This is a genomic window from Mesorhizobium sp. M1A.F.Ca.IN.022.06.1.1, assembly GCF_003952605.1.
Lineage (GTDB): Bacteria > Pseudomonadota > Alphaproteobacteria > Rhizobiales > Rhizobiaceae > Mesorhizobium.
In genome coordinates this window covers 3,801,896-3,821,634 of the sequence record NZ_CP034455.1, presented here as the reverse complement: position 1 = coordinate 3,821,634, position 19,739 = coordinate 3,801,896, and the positions used below count along the sequence as shown (strand labels likewise).

At 63.8% G+C, this 19,739-nt stretch carries 18 protein-coding genes; 10 read left to right on the top strand and 8 right to left on the bottom strand.

Features of this window, described 5'->3' with window-relative positions:
- Nucleotides 1-6 precede the first annotated feature (6 nt).
- The 6 genes from EJ078_RS18325 to EJ078_RS18300 all read left to right on the top strand — a co-directional run bounded on the left by EJ078_RS18325 (nucleotide 7) and on the right by EJ078_RS18300 (nucleotide 4,736).
- On the top strand, nucleotides 7-198 hold the full coding sequence (locus EJ078_RS18325; RefSeq protein ID WP_066990167.1) for a twin transmembrane helix small protein: 192 nt from the start codon (nucleotides 7-9) through the stop codon (nucleotides 196-198).
- 18 nt (nucleotides 199-216) lie between these two features.
- On the top strand, nucleotides 217-798 hold the full coding sequence (locus tag EJ078_RS18320; protein WP_095782417.1) for a cob(I)yrinic acid a,c-diamide adenosyltransferase: 582 nt from the start codon (nucleotides 217-219) through the stop codon (nucleotides 796-798).
- A gap of 25 nt (nucleotides 799-823) precedes the next feature.
- On the top strand, nucleotides 824-1,633 hold the full coding sequence (locus tag EJ078_RS18315) for a rhomboid family intramembrane serine protease (RefSeq protein ID WP_127216821.1): 810 nt from the start codon (nucleotides 824-826) through the stop codon (nucleotides 1,631-1,633).
- A 248-nt stretch (nucleotides 1,634-1,881) separates the two neighbouring features.
- Nucleotides 1,882-2,631 carry an electron transfer flavoprotein subunit beta/FixA family protein gene (locus tag EJ078_RS18310; RefSeq protein ID WP_127216820.1) on the top strand — a complete coding sequence of 250 codons (750 nt, stop codon included), beginning with the start codon at nucleotides 1,882-1,884 and terminating at the stop codon, nucleotides 2,629-2,631.
- A 24-nt stretch (nucleotides 2,632-2,655) separates the two neighbouring features.
- Nucleotides 2,656-3,585, top strand: coding sequence for an electron transfer flavoprotein subunit alpha/FixB family protein (locus EJ078_RS18305; protein WP_127216819.1), 930 nt, complete (start codon nucleotides 2,656-2,658; stop codon nucleotides 3,583-3,585).
- Between the two features lie 272 nt (nucleotides 3,586-3,857).
- Nucleotides 3,858-4,736 carry a 3-hydroxybutyryl-CoA dehydrogenase gene (locus tag EJ078_RS18300; RefSeq protein WP_066990182.1) on the top strand — a complete coding sequence of 293 codons (879 nt, stop codon included), beginning with the start codon at nucleotides 3,858-3,860 and terminating at the stop codon, nucleotides 4,734-4,736.
- Between the two features lie 31 nt (nucleotides 4,737-4,767).
- On the opposite strand, the gene EJ078_RS18295 is transcribed toward EJ078_RS18300, so the two are convergent.
- From EJ078_RS18295 to EJ078_RS18285, 3 genes are all read right to left on the bottom strand, one after another.
- A complete protein-coding gene (locus tag EJ078_RS18295; protein ID WP_245457191.1) occupies nucleotides 4,768-6,729 on the bottom strand; it encodes a PAS domain S-box protein in 1,962 nt (653 codons plus the stop codon).
- Between the two features lie 132 nt (nucleotides 6,730-6,861).
- Nucleotides 6,862-7,500 carry an NrsF family protein gene (locus tag EJ078_RS18290; protein ID WP_127216817.1) on the bottom strand — a complete coding sequence of 213 codons (639 nt, stop codon included), beginning with the start codon at nucleotides 7,498-7,500 and terminating at the stop codon, nucleotides 6,862-6,864.
- Between the two features lies 1 nt (nucleotide 7,501).
- Entirely contained in the window at nucleotides 7,502-8,038 is a 537-nt protein-coding gene (locus tag EJ078_RS18285; RefSeq protein ID WP_127847871.1) for a sigma-70 family RNA polymerase sigma factor, read from the bottom strand.
- 204 nt (nucleotides 8,039-8,242) lie between these two features.
- Here EJ078_RS18285 and EJ078_RS18280 point away from each other — a divergent pair, with 204 nt between their 5' ends.
- From EJ078_RS18280 to EJ078_RS18270, 3 genes are all read left to right on the top strand, one after another.
- Nucleotides 8,243-9,250 (top strand): iron ABC transporter substrate-binding protein, encoded by a 1,008-nt coding sequence (locus EJ078_RS18280; protein WP_127243009.1) that lies wholly within the window; start codon nucleotides 8,243-8,245, stop codon nucleotides 9,248-9,250.
- Between the two features lie 161 nt (nucleotides 9,251-9,411).
- Nucleotides 9,412-10,983: an iron ABC transporter permease gene (locus tag EJ078_RS18275; protein ID WP_127215755.1), complete on the top strand. Its 1,572-nt coding sequence runs from the start codon at nucleotides 9,412-9,414 to the stop codon at nucleotides 10,981-10,983.
- Nucleotides 10,980-12,062, top strand: a complete 1,083-nt coding sequence (locus tag EJ078_RS18270) for an ABC transporter ATP-binding protein (protein ID WP_067319100.1) — start codon at nucleotides 10,980-10,982, stop codon at nucleotides 12,060-12,062. Before EJ078_RS18275 ends, EJ078_RS18270 begins: the two co-directional genes overlap by 4 nt.
- A gap of 7 nt (nucleotides 12,063-12,069) precedes the next feature.
- Here EJ078_RS18270 and EJ078_RS18265 read toward each other — a convergent pair whose 3' ends face one another.
- The 4 genes from EJ078_RS18265 to ugpB form a co-directional block, all read right to left on the bottom strand.
- Nucleotides 12,070-13,152: a sn-glycerol-3-phosphate import ATP-binding protein UgpC gene (locus EJ078_RS18265; RefSeq protein WP_127403736.1), complete on the bottom strand. Its 1,083-nt coding sequence runs from the start codon at nucleotides 13,150-13,152 to the stop codon at nucleotides 12,070-12,072.
- A 6-nt stretch (nucleotides 13,153-13,158) separates the two neighbouring features.
- Complete coding sequence (gene ugpE / locus EJ078_RS18260) at nucleotides 13,159-14,007, bottom strand: sn-glycerol-3-phosphate ABC transporter permease UgpE (protein WP_067319104.1); 849 nt, start codon at nucleotides 14,005-14,007, stop codon at nucleotides 13,159-13,161.
- A gap of 8 nt (nucleotides 14,008-14,015) precedes the next feature.
- A complete protein-coding gene (ugpA, locus tag EJ078_RS18255) occupies nucleotides 14,016-14,900 on the bottom strand; it encodes a sn-glycerol-3-phosphate ABC transporter permease UgpA (protein WP_067319653.1) in 885 nt (294 codons plus the stop codon).
- Nucleotides 14,901-14,970: 70 nt separating this feature from the next.
- The gene (ugpB, locus tag EJ078_RS18250) at nucleotides 14,971-16,281 is read right to left on the bottom strand and encodes a sn-glycerol-3-phosphate ABC transporter substrate-binding protein UgpB (RefSeq protein ID WP_066990210.1); all 1,311 of its coding nucleotides are present in this window, start codon (nucleotides 16,279-16,281) and stop codon (nucleotides 14,971-14,973) included.
- A 326-nt stretch (nucleotides 16,282-16,607) separates the two neighbouring features.
- Here ugpB and EJ078_RS18245 point away from each other — a divergent pair, with 326 nt between their 5' ends.
- Nucleotides 16,608-19,034: an EAL domain-containing protein gene (locus EJ078_RS18245; protein WP_067319106.1), complete on the top strand. Its 2,427-nt coding sequence runs from the start codon at nucleotides 16,608-16,610 to the stop codon at nucleotides 19,032-19,034.
- Here EJ078_RS18245 and EJ078_RS18240 read toward each other — a convergent pair.
- Nucleotides 19,026-19,715: a TlpA disulfide reductase family protein gene (locus EJ078_RS18240; RefSeq protein WP_067319108.1), complete on the bottom strand. Its 690-nt coding sequence runs from the start codon at nucleotides 19,713-19,715 to the stop codon at nucleotides 19,026-19,028. The two genes, EJ078_RS18245 and EJ078_RS18240, sit on opposite strands and share 9 nt — an antisense overlap.
- Nucleotides 19,716-19,739 lie beyond the last annotated feature (24 nt).

The window sequence follows — 19,739 nt, the reverse complement described above, 5'->3', positions numbered from 1 at the left end:
AGCACCATGGCAACCGTCTTCAACATCCTCGCCATTGTCGTCATGGCTGCCGTCGTGGTCGTGCTGATCCGCGGCCTCGTCAACATGATGCGCGGCGGCTCAGGCTTCACCTCCAACAAGCTGATGCAGGCCCGCGTACTGCTGCAGTTCATAGCTCTGGTGCTGATCATGCTGACCGTCTACTTCACCCGCAAGTAACGGGCCGGGGAGGAGAAGGTGGTCAAGCTCAACAAGATCTATACCCGTACCGGCGACGACGGCACTACCGGTCTGGGCAGCGGCGAGCGGCGCCTGAAGTCAGATCTGCGCGTCGAAGCCTACGGCACGGTGGACGAAGCAAATGCCTGCGTCGGCATGGCGCGCGTCCACACCGCAACCGATCATCCGGCGCTCGACGCCATGCTCTCCCGCATCCAGAACGATCTTTTCGACCTCGGCGCCGACCTTGCGGTCCCGGACGACGGCAAACCGCTCGGCTACGAGCCGCTGCGCATCGTCGCCGCGCAGACCGGGCGCGTCGAAAAGGACATCGATGCTCTCAACAAGGACCTGCAGCCGCTGAAATCCTTCGTGCTGAACGGCGGCACGCCTGCCGCGGCAGCCCTGCATCTTGCGCGCACCGTAACACGGCGCGCCGAACGCCTCATGGTGGCGCTGGCGCAGGACCCGGCCGAGCACGTCAACCGCGAAGCGCTGAAATACATCAACCGCGTCTCCGACTTCCTGTTCGTCGCCGCCCGGGCGGTCAATGACAACGGAAATGCCGACGTGCTATGGGTTCCCGGCAAGAACCGCTGACAACCGGGTATGGCGGGAGGGTCCGATGTTCATCCCGCTCTACGATACCAACAGGCTCCGCCACATCCGCCTACAATATGTGACGATCGGCCTGATCGCCGCGAATGCCTTGGTCTATCTCGCGACCACGCTTGGCGGCGAGAGCTTCACCAATGCCGCAGTGCTTGGCCTCGGCTTCATCCCCTCTGTCGTCCATGACAAGGTGGAGCTGTCGCCCGAATTCGTCGTCATTCCCGAAAGCCTCAGCTATCTCACCTATTCCTTCCTGCATGCCGACATCTTCCATCTCGGCGGCAACATGCTGTTCCTGTGGGTGTTCGGCGACAATGTCGAGGACGCGCTCGGCCATATCCGCTACCTGATCTTCTACCTCGCCTGCGCGGCGGCGGGCGCTTTCTTTCAAGGCTTGGTCGGCTGGGATTCCCAGGTGCCGCTGATCGGCGCTTCCGGCGCCATCGCCGGCGTGGTTGCGGCCTATCTGATCCTCTATCCGAAGGTTAAGGTGTGGGTATTGGTCTTTGCGCGCATTCCTCTGCGCATCCCCGCCTTCATCCCGCTCGTCCTTTGGATCCTGTTCCAGATCGTGATGTTTGCCGCCGGCGGAGAGGATCAGATTTCCTGGGCCTGCCACATCGGCGGCATCATTGCCGGCGCTGTTCTCGTCCTGGTGTTGCGCAGCCGCGGCGTGCCGCTGCTTGCCGGCGCAGACGGCGAGCCGGACCTGACGCCGAAGGTCCAGGAGGTCCCTCTGCCGATCGAGCCCGGACCAACACCCGAGGCGCCGGCACAGACGGCGTCTCGATGGGGCCGCGGCGCGGCGTCGCCGCCAGACTGAACCGATTTGAGTGCGACGTGCATATTGACGCGCCGGATTGCCGCCACTACGGAACGCCACCACAGAGCATGATCACGAAAAGTGGGAACCGCTTTTCGGAACGATCATGCTCAACCGAAACATCGGGGTGGAACTGCTTCTTGGCCGTTGGAAGCCAGAATTCCGCCCGGAATGTCGGCTTTCGACAACTCTGACAAGGCGCACACTGCTATAGCGCGCCCGACTATCTCAGGAGAGGTGACAGGAAAATGAAGATCCTTGTGCCCGTGAAGCGGGTTGTGGACGCGAACGTCAAGGTCCGGGTCAAGGCCGACGGACTGGGCGTGGAGCTTGCCAACGTCAAGATGGCGATGAACCCGTTCGACGAGATCGCGGTCGAGGAAGCGATCCGGATCAAGGAAGCCGGCAAGGCCGAGGAGATCATCGTCGTCTCGATCGGCCCGCAGCAGGCGCAGGAAACGCTGCGCACCGCGCTCGCCATGGGCGCTGATCGCGCTATCCTGGTCAAGACCGACGAGCAGACCGAGCCGCTGGGTGTCGCCAAGGTACTGAAGGGCGTCGTCGAGGCCGAGAAGCCCGGCCTCGTCATCCTCGGCAAGCAGGCGATCGACGACGACAGCAACCAGACCGGCCAGATGCTGGCGGCGCTGCTTGGCTGGGCGCAAGGCACCTTCGCCTCCAGGATCGAGCTCGCCGGCGATCATGCCAAGGTAACGCGTGAGGTCGACGGCGGCCTGCAGACGGTTGAGCTGAAAATGCCGGCGATCGTGACCGCCGACCTTCGCTTGAACCAGCCGCGCTATGCATCGCTCCCCAACATCATGAAGGCCAAGAAGAAGCCGCTCGACGAGAAGAGCCCGGCCGACTACGGCGCCGACGTCAAGCCGCGCCTGAAGGTGATCAAGACCGAGGAGCCCGGCGGCCGCAAGGCGGGCGTCAAGGTCAACAGCGTCGCCGAGCTGGTCGAGAAGCTCAAGAACGAAGCCGGCGTGCTCTAAAGCGGTCAGGAAAGGAACAGGAAAATGGCAATTCTCCTCATCGCCGAACACGACAACGCAAGCCTTTCCGACCAGACCGCCAAGGCGCTCGCGGCGGCCCTGCAGATCGGCTCGGATGTCGATGTGCTGGTCGCCGGCAAAGGCGCCAAGGCGGCAAGCGACGCGGCCGCCAAGCTGAAGGGTGTTCGCAAAGTCCTGCTGGCCGAGGCCGACGAGCTCTCCGAACGCCTGGCGGAGCCGCTGGCTGCACTCGTCGTCTCGCTCGCCGGCTCCTATGACGCGATCGTTGCCCCCGCGACCTCAGCGGGCAAGAACGTCGCGCCGCGCGTGGCGGCCCTGCTCGACGTCGCGCAGGTCTCCGAGATCATCGAGGTGGTCACGCCCGACACCTTCAAGCGGCCGATCTATGCCGGCAACGCCATCCAGACCGTGCAGTCGACCGACGCCAAGAAGGTGATCACGGTGCGCACCGCCTCCTTCCAAGGGGCGCCCGAGGGCGGCTCGGCTTCGGTCGAGACGGTGAACGCCGCCGCCAATCCCGGCCTCTCCTCCTTCGTCGAGAACAAGCTTTCCGAGAACGACCGTCCCGAGCTGACCTCGGCCAAGATCATCATCTCGGGTGGCCGTGCTCTCGGCTCGTCGGAGAAATTCCAGGAAGTCATCCTGCCGGTCGCCGACAAGCTCGGCGCCGCTGTGGGTGCCTCCCGCGCCGCGGTCGATGCGGGCTATGCCCCAAACGACTGGCAGGTCGGCCAGACCGGCAAGGTGGTCGCCCCCGATCTCTACATTGCCGTCGGCATCTCCGGCGCCATCCAGCATCTTGCCGGCATGAAGGATTCCAAGGTCATCGTCGCCATCAACAAGGACGAGGAAGCGCCGATCTTCCAGGTTGCCGACTACGGTCTCGTCGGCGATCTCTTCGTCATCCTGCCGGAACTGCAAAAGGCGCTTTGACGCTTTCTGCTCTGGCATATTAAAATCGGAAGGGTGGGGTAGACGAAGTCGCCCCGCCCTTTTAGTTTGCACTGCACAAAAAGCAGGCCGGTAAAGGCTTGCGCAATTCCAGGAAAAGTCCGTAGCGGTTTTCCCTCCGGAATTGCGATAAACAAAAAGGGCAATTCCAGGAAAGTGCCGAGCCACTTTGCGTCCGGAATTGCGGGAAACAAAGAGAAGGGAGCGCTTCCGTGCCTCGCAGAAGCGGAAATGCTCCAGACGGGATTGGGGTAATGAGCAAGATCGAGACGATCGGCATTGTCGGCGCAGGTCAAATGGGGGGCGGTATCGCCCACGTCTCGGCGCTGGCCGGCTACAAGGTCCTGATCCACGACATCTCGCCCGACCGGGTCGAGAAGGGCATCGCCACGATCAGCGGCAACATGGCCCGTCAGGTCGGTTCGGGAAAGCTCGAGGAGAAGGCGCGCAACGAGGCGATGGCCCGCATCTCATCGGCGTCCGCCATGGCCGATCTTGCCGCCGCCGACCTCGTCATCGAGGCGGCGACCGAGGATGAGACGGTCAAGCGCAAGATCTACGCCCAACTCTGCCCGCAGCTCAATCCGGAGGCGATTCTCGCGACCAACACCTCGTCGATCTCGATCACCCGGCTCGCCGCGCAGACCGACCGGCCTGAGCGCTTCATCGGCATACATTTCATGAACCCGGTGCCGGTGATGAAGCTGGTCGAGCTGGTGCGCGGCATCGCCACCGAGGACCAGACGTTCGAGGCCGCCAAGACCTTCGTGAACAGGCTCGACAAGACGATCACCGTTTCGGAGGATTTCCCGGCCTTCATCGTCAACCGCATCCTGTTGCCCATGATCAACGAGGCGATCTACACGCTCTATGAGGGCGTCGGCACGGTGGACGCCATCGACACCGCCATGCGGCTCGGCGCCAACCATCCGATGGGGCCGCTACAACTGGCCGACTTCATCGGTCTCGACACCTGCCTGTCGATCATGCAGGTGCTGCATGAGGGCCTGTCGGACTCCAAGTATCGCCCCTGCCCGCTGCTGGTGAAATATGTCGAGGCCGGCTGGCTCGGCCGCAAGACCGGCCGCGGCTTCTACGACTATCGCGGCGACCATCCGGTGCCGACGCGCTGAGCCCCACGACTGAACGCTCACTGCGCGGCGTTCAGGATGCCGCGGCAAGCGGCAGGGGCGCCGCCTCGTCCTTCGAAACTTCATCGGGTGCTGCCGAAACGCAGCCGCGGCCGGCCGCCTTGGCGGCATAGCAGGCGGCATCGGCGCGGGCGATGATCTCATCCACCTCGCCGCAGCCGGCGCGGATCGGCGCAAGCCCGATGCTGGCGGCGATCGAATGCGGACGGCCGTCCCAGCTGAAGCCCAGGTTGCGGATGGCTTCGATGATGCAACGCGCCGCGACCGTCGCTCGCGCCGGCGCGCCCGATTTCAGTATGACCGCGAACTCGTCGCCGCCGAGACGGGCGACGATATCTTCCGGCCCGAGCACGTTGCGGATGGCGTCGGCGACGCGCTTCAGCAGCGCATCGCCCGCCGCGTGGCCGCCAGTGTCGTTGACCGCCTTGAAGTGGTCGAGGTCGACGAACATGAACTGATGCTCGCCGCCATTCAACCGGCACCGATCGACCAGCTCCTCCATCGTGCGGATGAAGCTTGGGCGGTTGGCGAGCCCGGTCAGCGCGTCATGGGCCGCGGCATAAGCAAGCTGGCGCTGCAGGGCGCGCGCGTCGGTGAAATCCTGGAAGACGATGACCAGCCCGCAGAACTCGTCACGGTCCTTCATGATCGGCGACACCATTTGGCGGATGCTGCAGCGCGTGTCGTCGCGCCTGATGAGCACGGCGCGGGCGTTCTGATCGCAATGATGGCGGTCGGCGGCCGAAGGTCGTGTCAGGCCGATCCTCTGCCCGGTTTCCTCGTCGACCGCCCAGTAGACATCGCCGAGCACCTTGCCAAGCGCCTCGCCGCTGGCAATGCCGGTGAGCTTTTCGGCGACCGGATTCATGAAGGTGACGCGGTTCGCGGCATCGGTGCAGATCACCGCGTCGCCGATCGACTGCAGCGTCACCCTGAGCCGCTCCTTTTCGTCGGCGAGCATCGCCGCCGAGACCTTGCGCCGTTCTTCGGCCTCCTTGCGCTCCGTGATATCGGTCAAGCTGCCGATCGCCCGGATCAGCCGGCCCTCGCCGTCGCGTTCGATCGCCTTGCCGCGGTCGAGGATCCAGACCCAATGGCCGTCCTTGTGGCGCATCCGGAACTCGGCCTCGAAGAAGGCCGTCTCGCCGGCAAGATGCGCCCGGTCCGCGTCGGCGACGATTTGGCGGTCGTCCGGATGGATCATCGTCAGCCAGCGGTCGGGGTCGCCGTCCAGCTCGCCATCGTCATAGCCCAGCATTCTGACCCAGGTTTCGGAGTAAGTCGTGCCGCCCTTGCGCATGTCGAGGCTCCAGACGCCTTGTCCGGCGCTGGTCAGCGCGAAATTCCAACGCGTCTCGGCTTCGGCGATGCGCGCTTCGGCCTGCTTGCGCGCATCGATGTCCTCGATCTGCGACACAAGATAGAGCGGCTTGCCGGTCTCGTCTTCGCGAATGACCGAGCCCGCGAGCTGCGCCCAGACCGGAGTGCCGTCCTTCTTGAGGTAGCGCTTCTCGAAATGAAAGGAATCGATCTTTCCCTCTTTCAGCGCGATCATCGTCTCACGGCCGATCTGCAGATCGTCGGGATGCGTGATCTGGAAGAAGGTCAGCGCCTCGATTTCCGCCCGGCTGTAGCCGAGCATCGCCGCGAAGGCGGGATTGGTCTGAAGGATGCGGCCGTCGAGGCCGACGATGGCGACGCCGATCGCCGAATCTTCCATCGCGCGGCGAAAGCGCTGCTCGCTCTCGGCAATCTGCCGGCGGTCGTCGATGATCCTGCGGATGAACAGCGCCGAGACAAAGAGCGTCACGGCGGTGACGGCGACCGATATCTGTAGGCAGAACTTCAGCGCGTCCGCACCGAGCTCCAGCGCCGGCAACAGGACCGATGCCATCAGGGTGATAAGCCCTGCCGCCATCAAGGCGAGCACAGCGCGCTTGCCGGCCCGCGGACCTTTCCAACTCAACCACGCCACAATGTGATCCCACCCCATGCGCAACTGCCACAACCCTGGCGGATCGATTTTAAGGAATGGTTGTAAGCTGCGGCGGCCACGCCGCTAACCGGCAAAGCAATTGCCGGCATGATTAAGGATCGGTGTGTAATCCTACCAGCGGACGAAAAACCGTCCGCCAAGCGCGCCGAGCGCGGTGAGGAACGCGATCGCGATCGTGTACCAGGTGGCGACGAACAGCGGCGAATCGTCGAAGCAATGCGCGGCATAGAAGGTCGCCGCCAAGCCGCCCGCGAGCAGGCCCGCGACCGCGCCGGCCAGCACCGGCCGCGTCGGCGCGCCATAGCGCAGCATGCCGAGGAAGATAGCCAGGGGACCGATGCCGATCAACGGGATAAAGCTCATGCAGATCATCATGTTGGAACCCACGAGCCGCCTGCCCCAGTCCGCCTCCGGCACGACGAAAAGCTCCAGGATGACCGCGATCACGACGAGCGCGGGCGCGGCGAGCGTCCATAGTTTCGCTCGCCTGCTCGCCGCACCGGGCGTCGACAGGGCTCGGATCAGAGCGAATGCGCTGGCCGTGAGCGCCAAGGTGAAGACAAACTTCGACATGAAGCGCATCGTATGCATGGCCGGCATGATGTCCGGGCGGGGACCGATGGTCATGAAAAAGACCATCGCCGCGACCACAACCGCCACGCCGACGGCCAGCCACCAGGCGAGGCCAAGCGGCATCGCCTTGTTGCGGGCATCGGCGTCAAGCGCCTTTATGAGGTCCTCGGTTCTCATGTCACTGTCGTCCGAACCTTTTGGCGATCGCGGCAAGGCCGCGATGCAGCGACACGCGCACTGCGGTCTCGCTGATGCCGAGCTTGACCGCCGTTTCGCCGATCGAATGGCCGTCGACCGAGATCGAGGAAACCACGGAACGCTGCGAGGGCGGCAAGCCGTCCAGGGCCCGGTTTATGTCGCGCTCGCTCACCGTCTCCGCTTCCGGCTCGGCGAACGTCTCTGCGATCTCGTCGATCCCGACCTCGATGCGACGGCCGCGCCGGCGGAATGCATCGATCAGCTTGAAGCGGGCGATCGCATAGACCCATGGCAGCACCGGCGCGTCTTCTCGCCACGTGTGCCGTTTGACGTGAATGGCCAGCAAGGTTTCCTGCACGACATCCTCGGGGTCGACCCCGCCCTGTACGATCTTGCGCCGGACGAAGCCACGAACGAGAGCGGCTATCCGGTGAAGAAAGTCGGCGTAAGCCCTTTCGTCTCCCGCGATCGCGGCCCTGAGCAGCCGGGAAAGCTCGGCCTCGTCCTTGCCGGTCACAAGAGTTTACCCCCGATGTTCGCGTCTCCGCCCTGGTTTGTTACGTGTCCGGCGAAATAATGTCCAAGCCAAAGTACCGGAAAATCACGAAAGTTTGCGGCACGGCGACCGATTGAAGCAGGCCGGAATGTTGACTATTGTAGTCAGGTATTTATAGGTGCGCCTGAGCCCGAACCCCTGTCTGCAGATTTGAGGACGATGCCCATGAAAACTGCCTTTTCCACTCTTGCCGGCGCCGCCGCGCTGGCGCTCGGCCTGATTGCCGGACCGGCCATGGCGGAGGATGCAGGCATCATCGTCTACAACGCCCAGCATGAAAGCCTGGCCAAGGAATGGGCGAAGGGCTTCACCAAGGAAACCGGCATCAAGGTCACGCTGCGCAATGGCGGCGACAGCGATTTCTCCAACCAGATCGTCGCCGAGGGTGCTGCCTCGCCGGCCGACGTGTTCCTGACCGAGAATTCGCCGGCGATGGCGCTGGTCGAGGCGGCCGGCCTGTTCGCGCCGGTCGATGCCGACACCCTCGCTCAGGTTCCGCAGGAATACCAGCCTTCGAGCGGCAAATGGGTGGGCGTCGCCGCGCGCAGCACCGTCTTTGCCTACAACAAGGACAAGCTCAAGGAAGGCCAGCTGCCCAAGTCGCTGCTCGACCTTGCCGATCCGAGCTGGAAGGGCCGGTGGGCCGCCTCGCCGTCCGGCGCCGATTTCCAGGCCATCGTCAGCGCGATGCTCGAGCTCAAAGGTGAAGCCGCGACTTCCGACTGGCTGAAGGCCATGAAGGAGAACTTCACCGCCTACAAGGGCAACAATACGGTGATGAAGGCGGTCAATGCCGGGGAGATCGATGGCGGCGTGATCTACCACTACTACTATTTCGGCGACCAGGCGAAGACCGGCGAGAACAGCAAGAATGTCGGCCTGCATTATTTCAAGAACCAGGACCCGGGCGCGTTCGTGTCGATCTCTGGCGGCGGCGTGCTGGCCTCGAGCAAGCATCCGAAGGAAGCCCAGGCTTTCTTGAAGTGGGTCACCGGCAAGGCCGGCCAGGAGGTTTTGAAAACCGGGACCTCTTATGAATACGCGGTCGGCAAGGATGCCATGTCGAACCCGAAGCTCGTGCCGCTGGCCGATCTGCAGGCGCCCAAGATCGATCCGACGCACCTGAACTCGAAGAAGGTCATCGACCTGATGACGCAAGCCGGCTTGCTTTAGTCCGCGTTCGTCCTAAAAGGACAACCGACCGTGCTCCCGCCGGAATTCGCTTTCCGCGGGAGCGCTTTTGTTTTGGAGATGGCCTCGTCGATGACGATCATCTGCGTTTCCGACCGCGTTCGCGGTTCATCAGATCGTCTCCAGGCGGTGCATTCCGGCTGATGTCCGCGATCGACCTCACGCATTCGGGGCCGCCGGCTGCCGCAAGGCAGAGCCGGCGGTCCACGTCGTGGATTACGCTTGCGGCCGCCATCGTCTCGCTGATCGCTCTCCTGCCGCTTGCCTTCATCGTCTGGGTGGGCATCCAGACGGGATGGGACACGGTGGTGGCGCTGATCTTTCGGGCTCGCGTCGGCGCGCTCCTGGTCAACACCATCCTGCTTGTCGTCCTGGCCGTCCCGATCGCCATCGTGCTGTCGGTGGCGCTTGCCTGGCTGACCGAGCGCAGCGACCTTCCCGGCAACCGTTGGTGGTCGTGGCTGTCGGTAGCGCCGCTGGCTATCCCGGCCTTCGTCCACAGTTACGCCTGGATCAGCCTGATCCCCGGCCTGCACGGGCTCTGGGCCGGCGTGCTCGTCTCCGTCATCGCCTATTTCCCGTTCCTCTATCTGCCGATCGCAGCGGCGCTGCGCCGGCTTGACCCTGCGCTGGAAGATGCCGCCGCAGCGCTGGGCCTCGGACCCTGGCGCGTCTTCGCGCGCGTCGTGCTGCCGCAGTTGAGGCTGGCCATCTGCGGCGGTTCGCTGCTGGTTGGCCTGCACCTGCTTGCCGAATACGGGCTTTATGTCTTCATCCGCTTCGATACCTTCACCACCGCGATCGTCGACCAGTTCCAGTCGACCTTCAACGGCGCGGCGGCGAACATGCTCGCCGCCGTGCTGGTCGCCTGCTGCTTCGTGCTGCTTGGCGTGGAGGTGATCGTGCGTGGTGAGGAGCGTTATGCCCGCGTCGGCTCCGGGGCGGCGCGCCAGCAGCAGCGTGTCGCCCTCGGCCGCGCCACGCTGCCTTGCTTGCTGCTGCCCGCCGGGACTGCGCTGCTCACGCTCGGCGTGCCCTTTGTGACCGTCGGCCGCTGGCTGCTTGCCGGTGGCGCCGACGTCTGGCGTTGGGACGAGATCAGCCTGGCGCTCGGCCAGACGCTGGTCCTCGCCGTCGCCGGCGCGCTGCTTGCCACGGTCGCCGCAATGCCCATGGCCTGGATCTCGATCCGTGCGCCCGGCCGCTTGCAGCGCCTGCTCGAGAGCTGCAACTACATCGTCGGCTCGCTGCCGGGTGTGGTCGTCGCGCTGGCGCTGGTGACCATCACCGTACGCATCGCCTTGCCGCTCTATCAGACGCTCTTCACCATCCTTTTCGGCTATGCGCTGATGTTCCTGCCGCGCGCGCTGGTCAGCCTGCGCGCCTCGATCGCCCAGGCGCCGGTGGAACTCGAACGCGCGGCTTCGAGCCTCGGCCGCCCGCCGCTCAGGGCGCTATGGTCGACCACGATCCGGCTGTCGGCGCCGGGCGCGGCGGCCGGGATGGCGATGGTGGCACTCGGCATCACCAATGAATTGACCGCCACGCAGATGCTGGCGCCGAACGGCACCCGCACCCTTGCGATGGCGTTCTGGTCCTACAGCGGCGAGATCGACTACGCCTCGGCCGCCCCTTACGCCTTGATCATGGTGGCGATGTCGCTCCCCATGACCTGGGTGCTCTACGTCCAGTCAAAGCGGATGGCCGGCCGATGAGCTTCCTCGAGCTCCGCGACGTAGCAAAACATTATGGCCCGGTGGCAGCACTTGCCGGCGTCGACCTCACCGTCGAAAGCGGCAGCCGCACCGCGATCGTCGGACCCTCCGGCTGCGGCAAGACCACTTTGCTGAGGCTGATCGCCGGCTTCGAGGCGCCAGACCGCGGCCGCATCGCGCTCGACGGCAAGCTGCTCGCCAATGGCGGGGCGGCGGTGCCGGCGCATCGCCGCGGCATCGGCGTGGTGGCGCAGGACGGCGCCCTCTTCCCGCATCTCACCATCGCAGACAATATCGGCTTCGGCATGCCCCGAAGCGCCGAGAAGCGCGCCGAGCACATTGTCGAGCTCGCCTATATCGTCGGGCTTGATAAGGCGATCCTGAAGCGCCGTCCGCACGAGCTTTCCGGCGGCCAGCAGCAGCGTGTCGCGCTTGCCCGTGCCATGGCGATGAAACCCCGCCTGATGCTGCTCGACGAGCCGTTCTCGGCGCTCGACACCGGCCTCCGGGCCTCGATGCGCAAGGCTGTGGCCGAGCTTCTGGAGGATGCGGGCATCACCACCATCCTGGTCACCCACGATCAGGCCGAGGCGCTGTCCTTCGCCAGCCAGGTGGCCGTCATGCGCGACGGCCTGTTCTCGCAGGTCGGCACGCCGCGCGAGCTCTACTTCCAGCCCAGGGACAGGATGGTTGCCGAGTTCCTCGGCGACGCCATCATCGTGCCGGCCAAGATCGCCGACGGCTTTGCCATATCGCCGCTCGGCCGCATCGCGGTCGACATCACCGAGCGGCGCGACGTCGCCCGTATCATGCTCAGGCCCGAGCAGGTGGTGCTTAAACGAACCTCCCGCGAAGGCATGTCGGGGACGCCGGACATGCTGTTCGGCGAGGTGACGGACTCCGAATTCGCCGGCTCGGTCTGCACCATCGCCGTGCGGCTGCTCAATAGCCCGGATCCGCCGGATGCGGCCGCGATCGGCAACACACCGCTCGTCCTGCGCAAGACCGGCATGGACGTGCCGGAGGTCGGCGAGATCGTGCGCCTCACGGTGACCGGCAAGGCGCATGTGTTTGCCTGAAGCTGAGTCAAGAGGAGGGGCTTACGCTGCCGAGGCGCCTGCCGCCCCGATCGAACCAGTGCAACTTCTCGGCTGTGGCGGTGATGCGCAACTTGTCGCCGGGCTTTGCCGCCGTGCGGCCGCCGACCCGTACCACGATATTATTGCCGGCAGCCGAGCAGTGCAGGAAGGTTTCCGCGCCGACCGGCTCCACGGCCTCGACCGTTGCGGGCAGCATCAGCGCCCCGGATCGGTCCTCGGCATCGGCGACGAGTTCGGCGTCCTCGGGCCTGAAGCCTAGCATTGCCGCCTGCCCGCCGGGCGGGGCAAGAACAAGCAACTTTCCTTCCAGCTCAGTTGCAGAACTTTCTGTGCTCAGTGAGAGCAGGTTCATCGGCGGCGCGCCAATGAAGGACGCGACGAATGTCGAGGCCGGCTTCTCGTAAATGTCGAGAGGAGCGCCGATCTGCTCGACCAGCCCCGCATTCATGACGACAAGCATGTCGGCTAGCGTCATCGCCTCGAGCTGGTCGTGGGTGACATAGACCGAAGTGACGCCGAGCCTGCGCTGCAGGCTCTTGATCTCGACCCGCATCTGGCCGCGCAGCTTGGCGTCGAGGTTGGAGAGCGGTTCGTCGAACAGGAAGACTTTCGGATTGCGCACGATCGCCCGGCCCATGGCGACGCGCTGTCGCTGGCCGCCGGAAAGCTCGCGAGGGCGCCGGTCGAGCAGTCCCGACAATTCCAGCACCTTGGCAGTTGAACGCACTCTGCTGTCGATCTCGGCTTTCGGCGTGCCGCGATTACGCAGGCCATAGGCCATGTTGTCGTAGACCTTCATATGCGGGTAGAGCGCGTAATTCTGGAAGACCATCGCAATGTCGCGTTCGGTCGGCCCGATCGCATTGACGATCTTGCCGTCGATCGCAACCGTTCCGGACGAGATGGTCTCGAGTCCGGCGATCATCCTGAGCAACGTCGATTTGCCGCAGCCGGAGGGACCGACCAGCACGCAAAGCTGCTTGTCCGGAATGGCGATCGAAACGCCTTTCACGGCCTCGACGCCGCCGGCATAGACCTTCCTCACATCATTGAGATCAACCGTCGCCATCGCTCCTCACTTCTCGGATTCGACCAGGCCGCGCACGAACCAGCGCTGCATCAGCACCACGACAAGGATCGGCGGCACGATGGCCAGCATCGCGGTGACCATCACAAGGTGCCACTGGGTATCGGCATCGGCGAAAGAAACCATCTTCTTCAGCGCGATGACGATGGTGTTCATGTCGTTGCTGTTGGTGACCAGCAGCGGCCACAGATATTGCGTCCAGCCATAGATGAAAAGGATGACGAACAGCGCCGCGATGTTGGTGCGCGACAGCGGCAGGAGTATATCGAAGAAGAAGCGCCACGGCCCGGCGCCATCGACGCGCGCCGCCTCGATGAGCTCGCCCGGGATGGTCATGAAGAACTGTCTGAACAACAGCGTGGCCGTGGCCGAGGCGATCAGCGGGATGATCAGACCGGCATAGGTGTCGATCATGCCGAGGTCGACCATCACCTTGTAGGTCGGCAGGATGCGGACCTCGACGGGCAGCATCAGAGTGATGAAGATCAGCCAGAAGAAGGTCATGCGCAGCGGGAAACGAAAGAACACGATGGCATAGGCCGATAGGATCGAGATGAAGATCTTCCCGACCGCGACGCCGAGCGCCATGACCGTCGTGTTGAGAAGAAGCCTGCCGACGCTGACGCCGCCGATGCGCCCGACACCGCCGAACAGGGCCTCGCTGTAATTGTTCCAGAGTTGGTCACCGGGCAGCAGCGGCAGGGGCGGCTTGAGGATCGTCTGCAGCGTCTGTGTCGAGGCCACGAATGTGTAGTAGATGGGAAATGCAACGATCAAAATGCCGAGAATGAGAGCGGCATGGGCGATCAGGACACGCAACGGGGACTGGCCGATCATCGCTTGCCTCAGCCGTAGTGGACCTTGCGTTCCACATAGCGGAACTGGATGGCGGTGAGCGCGATGACGATGACCATCAGGATCACCGACTGCGCCGCCGAGTCGCCGAGGATCAGGTTGACGAATCCGTCATTGTAGACCTTGTAGACCAACGTCTCGGTGGTCTTGCCCGGTCCGCCGCCGGTGACGGCATGGACGATGCCGAACGTGTCGAACAGGGCATAGACAGTGTTGACGACCAGCAGGAAGAAGGTCGTCGGCGCGAGCAGCGGGAAGATGATGGTCCAGAAACGCTTGGTCTCGCGAGCGCCGTCCATCGCCGCCGCCTCGATCAGCGTCTTCGGCACCGCCTGCAGCCCGGCGACGAAGAACAGGAAATTGTAGCTGATCTGCTTCCATGCTGCGGCGGAAACCAAAAGGATCATGGCGTGACTGCCGTTGAGCAACGGATCCCAGGCTATGCCGAGACTTCTCAGCACGTAGGATAGCGAGCCGATCGAAGGGTTGAACAGGAACAGCCACAACATGCCGGCGATCGCCGGCGCCACCGCATAGGGCCAGATCATCAGTGTGCGGTAGAGCGCTTTCCCGCGCACCACTTTTTCCGCCATTACGGCAAGCAGCAACGCCACTGCCATCGCCACGATTGCGGTCGCAAGCGAAAATACCACCGTTACCTTGATCGAGTTGAGATAGGCCGGATCGGCAAGCACTTTGCGGAAATTGGCAAACCAGACGAACTTGCTCTTCAGCCCGAATGGATCCTGCCTGAGCATGGACTGGTAGAGCGCCTGCCCGGCCGGCCAATAGAAGAAAACCAGTGTTATGGCGAGTTGCGGCGCCACAAGCAGGTAAGGCAGGACTTTGTTGGGGAAAACGACGCGCGGGGTCAGCTTGGTTTCCTCGTCAAGCAAGGATCGCCCGCGCCGATCCGCGCGGGCGACGTTTCATCCTCGGCCAGGTTTAGTTGCCCAACGCGTCCTTGATCGCCGCGTTGCCGCGCGAGACGGCATTGTCGAGCGCCTGCTGGGCCGTTTCCTGGCCGGCCAGCATCTTCTCGAACTCCTCGTTCTGGATATCGCGCACCTGAGGCAGGTTGGGCAGGCGCACACCCTTCGAATTTTCGGTCGGCGCCTTGCCGGTCATCTGCAGGATCGGTGTCTCGCGGCCCGGGTTCTTGTCGTAGAAGCCGGACTTCTTGGTCGCCTCATAGGCTGCCAGCGTCACCGGCAAGTAGCCCGACTTCTGGTGCAGATATTCCTGCACCTCGGTCTTGGAGAGATAGGCGAAGAAGGCCGCGACGCCCTTGTACTCCGCATCGGATTTGCCGCTGAAAACCCAGAGGCTTGCGCCGCCGGGGGTCGTGTTCTGCGGCGCACCCTTGGCATCGCTGTCATACGGCAGTTGGCCGATGCCGTAGTTCATACCCGACTTGACGATATCGCCGAGCCCGCCCGACGACTCGGTAAAGATGCCGCATTCTCCGGCGAGGAAGATCTGCTTGGCTTCGGAGGTTCGCCCGCCATATTTGAAAGTGCCATCCTTGGCGAGGTCAGCCAGCGCCTGAAAGTGGTTGACGAAAATCGGCGCATTGATCTTGAGCTCGACGTCGCCGCCGGCCAGTCCGTTCTGCTGGGTCGCCCAGGAAACATTATTCCAGGCGGCAAAATTTTCCAGATGGATCCAAGTCAGCCAGGTCGAGGTGTAGCCGCAAGGGGCCGCGCCGCTCGCCTTGATCTTCTTCGCCGCTTCCCAGACCTCGTTCCAGGTCTTAGGCGGGTTGTTCACGTCGAGGCCGGCCTTCTGAAAGATGTCCTTGTTGTAGTAGAGGATCGGCGAGGAGGAATTGTAAGGGAAAGACAACATGGTGCCGTCCGGCTTCGAATAGTAGCCGACAATGCCGGGCAGATACTGGCTCTTATCGAACGTCATCCCCGCGCCCGTCAAAACTTCGGCCACGGGTTTGATCGCGCTCTCGGCCGCCATCATGACGCCGGTGCCGACATCGAACACCTGGATGATGTCCGGCGCCTGGCCGGCGCGGAACGCGGCGATGCCTGCATTCAGCGTCTCGGGATAGGTGCCCTTGAAGACCGGAACGATCTGGTAGTCGCTTTGGCTGGCGTTGAAGTCCTTCGAGATCTTGTCGACGACTTCCGCATTGGCGCCCGTCATCGCATGCCACCAGCTGATCTGCGTGACAGCGAAAGCGGACGTGGTGGAAAGCAGGGTCAAGGTAGCGGCAACACCTGCCGCGAAGCCGAAGAGCTTCATGTTTTCATCTCCCGTTGTGATTGGCGAAAGGGGGCTTCCGCAGAACCAGTATGTGTTGCGCATGACAATCGGACAACGGTTTTGTTATGCGTCGATGAACATCATCTGATCCTAAATTAACGTGCATCGGTCACGGCCGGGCAGATTGCTTGCCGGCTTAGGATTTGAGCGACTCCAACCATCGTATTGCGACAGCCGGCCCAACCTTATCCGTCCTTTACAACCTGAGGCACACGCGTCGGTTGCAGGTCCACTAATCGATTCTTCAGCCGTCGGGCCTTAAGCAATCTTAACTTGATTGATGCGGGAAGATCAGGTGGGGCCAAATGTTGACCGTCTATAATTGCATCGTGCACGAGCACGATCTGAGGTTGGTCGCACTTGCGGCGCTCATCTGCGGAATTTCCTCTTTCTCGGCGGTCAATCTTCTTCGCCATGTCGAGCAATCGACCAGTCGAAATCGCTACGCATGGCTGTTGATTGCAGCCACGGCGACCGGATTCGGTATCTGGGCGACGCATTTCGTCGCCATGATCGCCTTCACGCCGGGAATACCCAACGCCTATAACGCGGAGCTTTCCGCGCTTTCGCTGGCCGCCTCCGTAGTTCTGACAGCGGCCGGAATGTGGATCGCCACCATCCGCGGCGGCATTGATCACTATCTTGTCGGCGGCGCCGTGCTCGGCGTCGGCATCGCCGTGATGCACTATACCGGCATGGCGGCGTTCGAGGTCCAGGGCAGGATCGTCTGGAACGAGCTGCTCGTCGCTCTTTCGCTGGCGGCGGGCGTCACGCTTGCCGCGCTTTCGCTGCTCGTCGTGCTTTGCCGCCCGTCGACGCTTACGACGATCGCTGCCGCCGTCTTGCTCACACTGGCCATCTGCACACTGCATTTTATCGCCATGGCGGCGGTCTCGATCTATCCGGACTCCTCGATAGAGATCTCAAAATTCACCATCGCGCCGATGTCGCAAGCCTTTGCCGCTGCGGCGGCAAGCCTGGTCATTCTGGTGCTCTCGGCCGCGGCGCTCCGCATCGACCTGCGGTTCCGCCGGCATCAGGCGGAAGCGCAGCGCATGCACGGCCTGGCCAACGCGGCGGTCGAGGGGCTGATCGTTTGCGACGGCAGCCGCATCGTCAGCGCCAACGACAGCATCGCGGCGCTGAGCGGCATCGCGCCCGGCACGCTGAACGTGATGACGCTCAGCGACCTCTTCGGCGAACGCGTTGCCTCAGCCATCGCCGGCGGCAGCGGTCAGGCGCAGGAAGCCGAGCTGCGCAGCCAGGACGGCACCCGCATTCCGGTCGAGCTGATCGCCCGCAGCATCGACTATTGCGGCAAGCCTCACGACGTCGTCGCCGTCCGCGACATGCGCGAGCGCAAGAAGGCCGAGCAGGAGATCCTTCGCCTGGCGCATTTCGATCCGCTGACCGGGCTTGCCAATCGCCGCAGCTTCACCAGCCGGCTCGAGGCCGAGATCGCCACGGCGAGCGGCAAGGACGGGCAGCTCGCGCTGATGCTTCTCGATCTCGACCGCTTCAAGGAGGTCAACGACCTCTTCGGTCATGCGGCCGGCGATGCAGTGCTGCAGAGGGTGGCGCAATGCGCTTCGGGCGTGCTCCGCCATGGGCAGATGCTCGCCCGCCTCGGCGGCGACGAATTCGCCATCATCGCGCCGAACCTTCCCGACCCGCAGGCCGCCGGCCGTATCGCCGAGGCGGTGCTTTCCAAGCTACGCCAGGAAAGCCAACTGTCGCCCGGCGGCGAGCTGGTGTCGGCAAGCATCGGCATTGCTCTTTACCCGCTGGATGCCGACGACCAGGCGGCGCTCGTCAGCCATGCCGACACTGCGCTCTACCGCGCCAAGGCCGAGGGCAAGGACACTTATCGCTATTTCGAGGCTTCGATGGGTGCCGAGACGCGCGACAGGCGCGCCATGGAGCACGATCTGCGCCAGGCGGTTGCGCGCGGCGAGTTCCGGCTGGTCTATCAGCCGCAAAAGGAGATCAGCAGCGGCAAGATGATCGGCTTCGAAGCCTTGATCCGCTGGCATCATCCGGAGCGCGGCAACATCCCGCCGTCGGTCTTCATCCCGGTCGCCGAAGACAGCGGCGCCATCGCCCAGATCGGCGAATGGGTGCTGGCGACGGCCTGCGAGGAAGCCGTGCGCTGGAAAACTCCGCTGACCATCGCCGTCAATGTCTCCGCGGTGCAACTCCACAACCCGAATTTCAGCCGCAAAGTGCACGAGATCCTGCTGCGTTCGGGACTTCCGGCCGGACGGCTGGAGCTTGAAGTGACCGAGACGGCCCTTATCAAGGATATGCCCCGGGCGCTGGCGACCCTGCGGCAGGTCAAGGCGCTTGGTATTCGCGTCGCGATGGACGATTTTGGAACCGGCTATTCATCGCTTTCCAATCTCCGCGCTTTCCCTTTCGACAAGATCAAGATCGACGGCTCCTTCATCAAGTCGGTCGACAGGAATGGTCAGGTCGCGGCCATCGTGCGCGCCGTGCTGGGGCTGGGGCGCGGCCTGGGCCTGCCTGTTCTGGCCGAAGGCGTCGAAACGCTGGACGAATTGCGCTTCCTCGATGCCGAGGACTGCGAGATCGGCCAAGGATACTATCTCGGCAGGCCAGGCCCGATCGAAACCTTCAGCGAGCTGACCGGCGTGCCGGCGGCGATGGATGCTGTCGAGGCCCGCGGCGGCCGCATCCTCATGCTCGAGCCCGCCGCCGCGCGCTCAGCTTGACGGACCGAGCGCGGCTTCCACCAGTCGCTTGGCGTCGGGACTCGACCATTCCGCCGGTCCGTTCATATGTGCGATCAGGCAGCCTTCGCCGTCGATCAGCATCGTCACCGGCAGGCCAAGCGCCAGCCCGCGCGTCTTGGCCTCGTTGAACAGGCCCATTGTCGCATCCCGGTAGTAGCCGAGCGTCTCGATGCCGATCTCCTTCAGGAACTTTTTCGGCTTGGCGTCATCGCCGGTGTCGACATTGACCGCGACGACCTCGAAAGTGTTGCCGCCTTTTTCCTTCTGCAACGCATCGAGCGCCGGCATTTCGGCGCGGCAGGGCGCGCACCATGTCGCCCACAGATTGAGCAGCACCGTCTTGCCGGCATGGCCGGCGATCGTCGTCGGCTTGCCGTCGGGTCCGTTGAAGGCGAGTCCCTTCAGCGATTGCGGCGGATCCGCCGGCTGCAGTGCCGCGACCTGACCGACGGCCTTTGCCGCAACCTGCTTGGCCCGTTCGGCCTTCGCCTTGCAAGCGACGTCGTCCTTGCCGGTGCTGGCCGCGGCAACCTGATCCGGCGCGTTGTTGCCAGAACCGCTCTCGCTGACATATACCGCGACCGCGCCGGCCAGCACGCCCGCTACAAGCGCGGCGAGGATGAGGCGCGGGGCCGGGAAGAATTTATTGCCGTCTGCCATTTTCTTAAAAACTGCTCCGGAGCA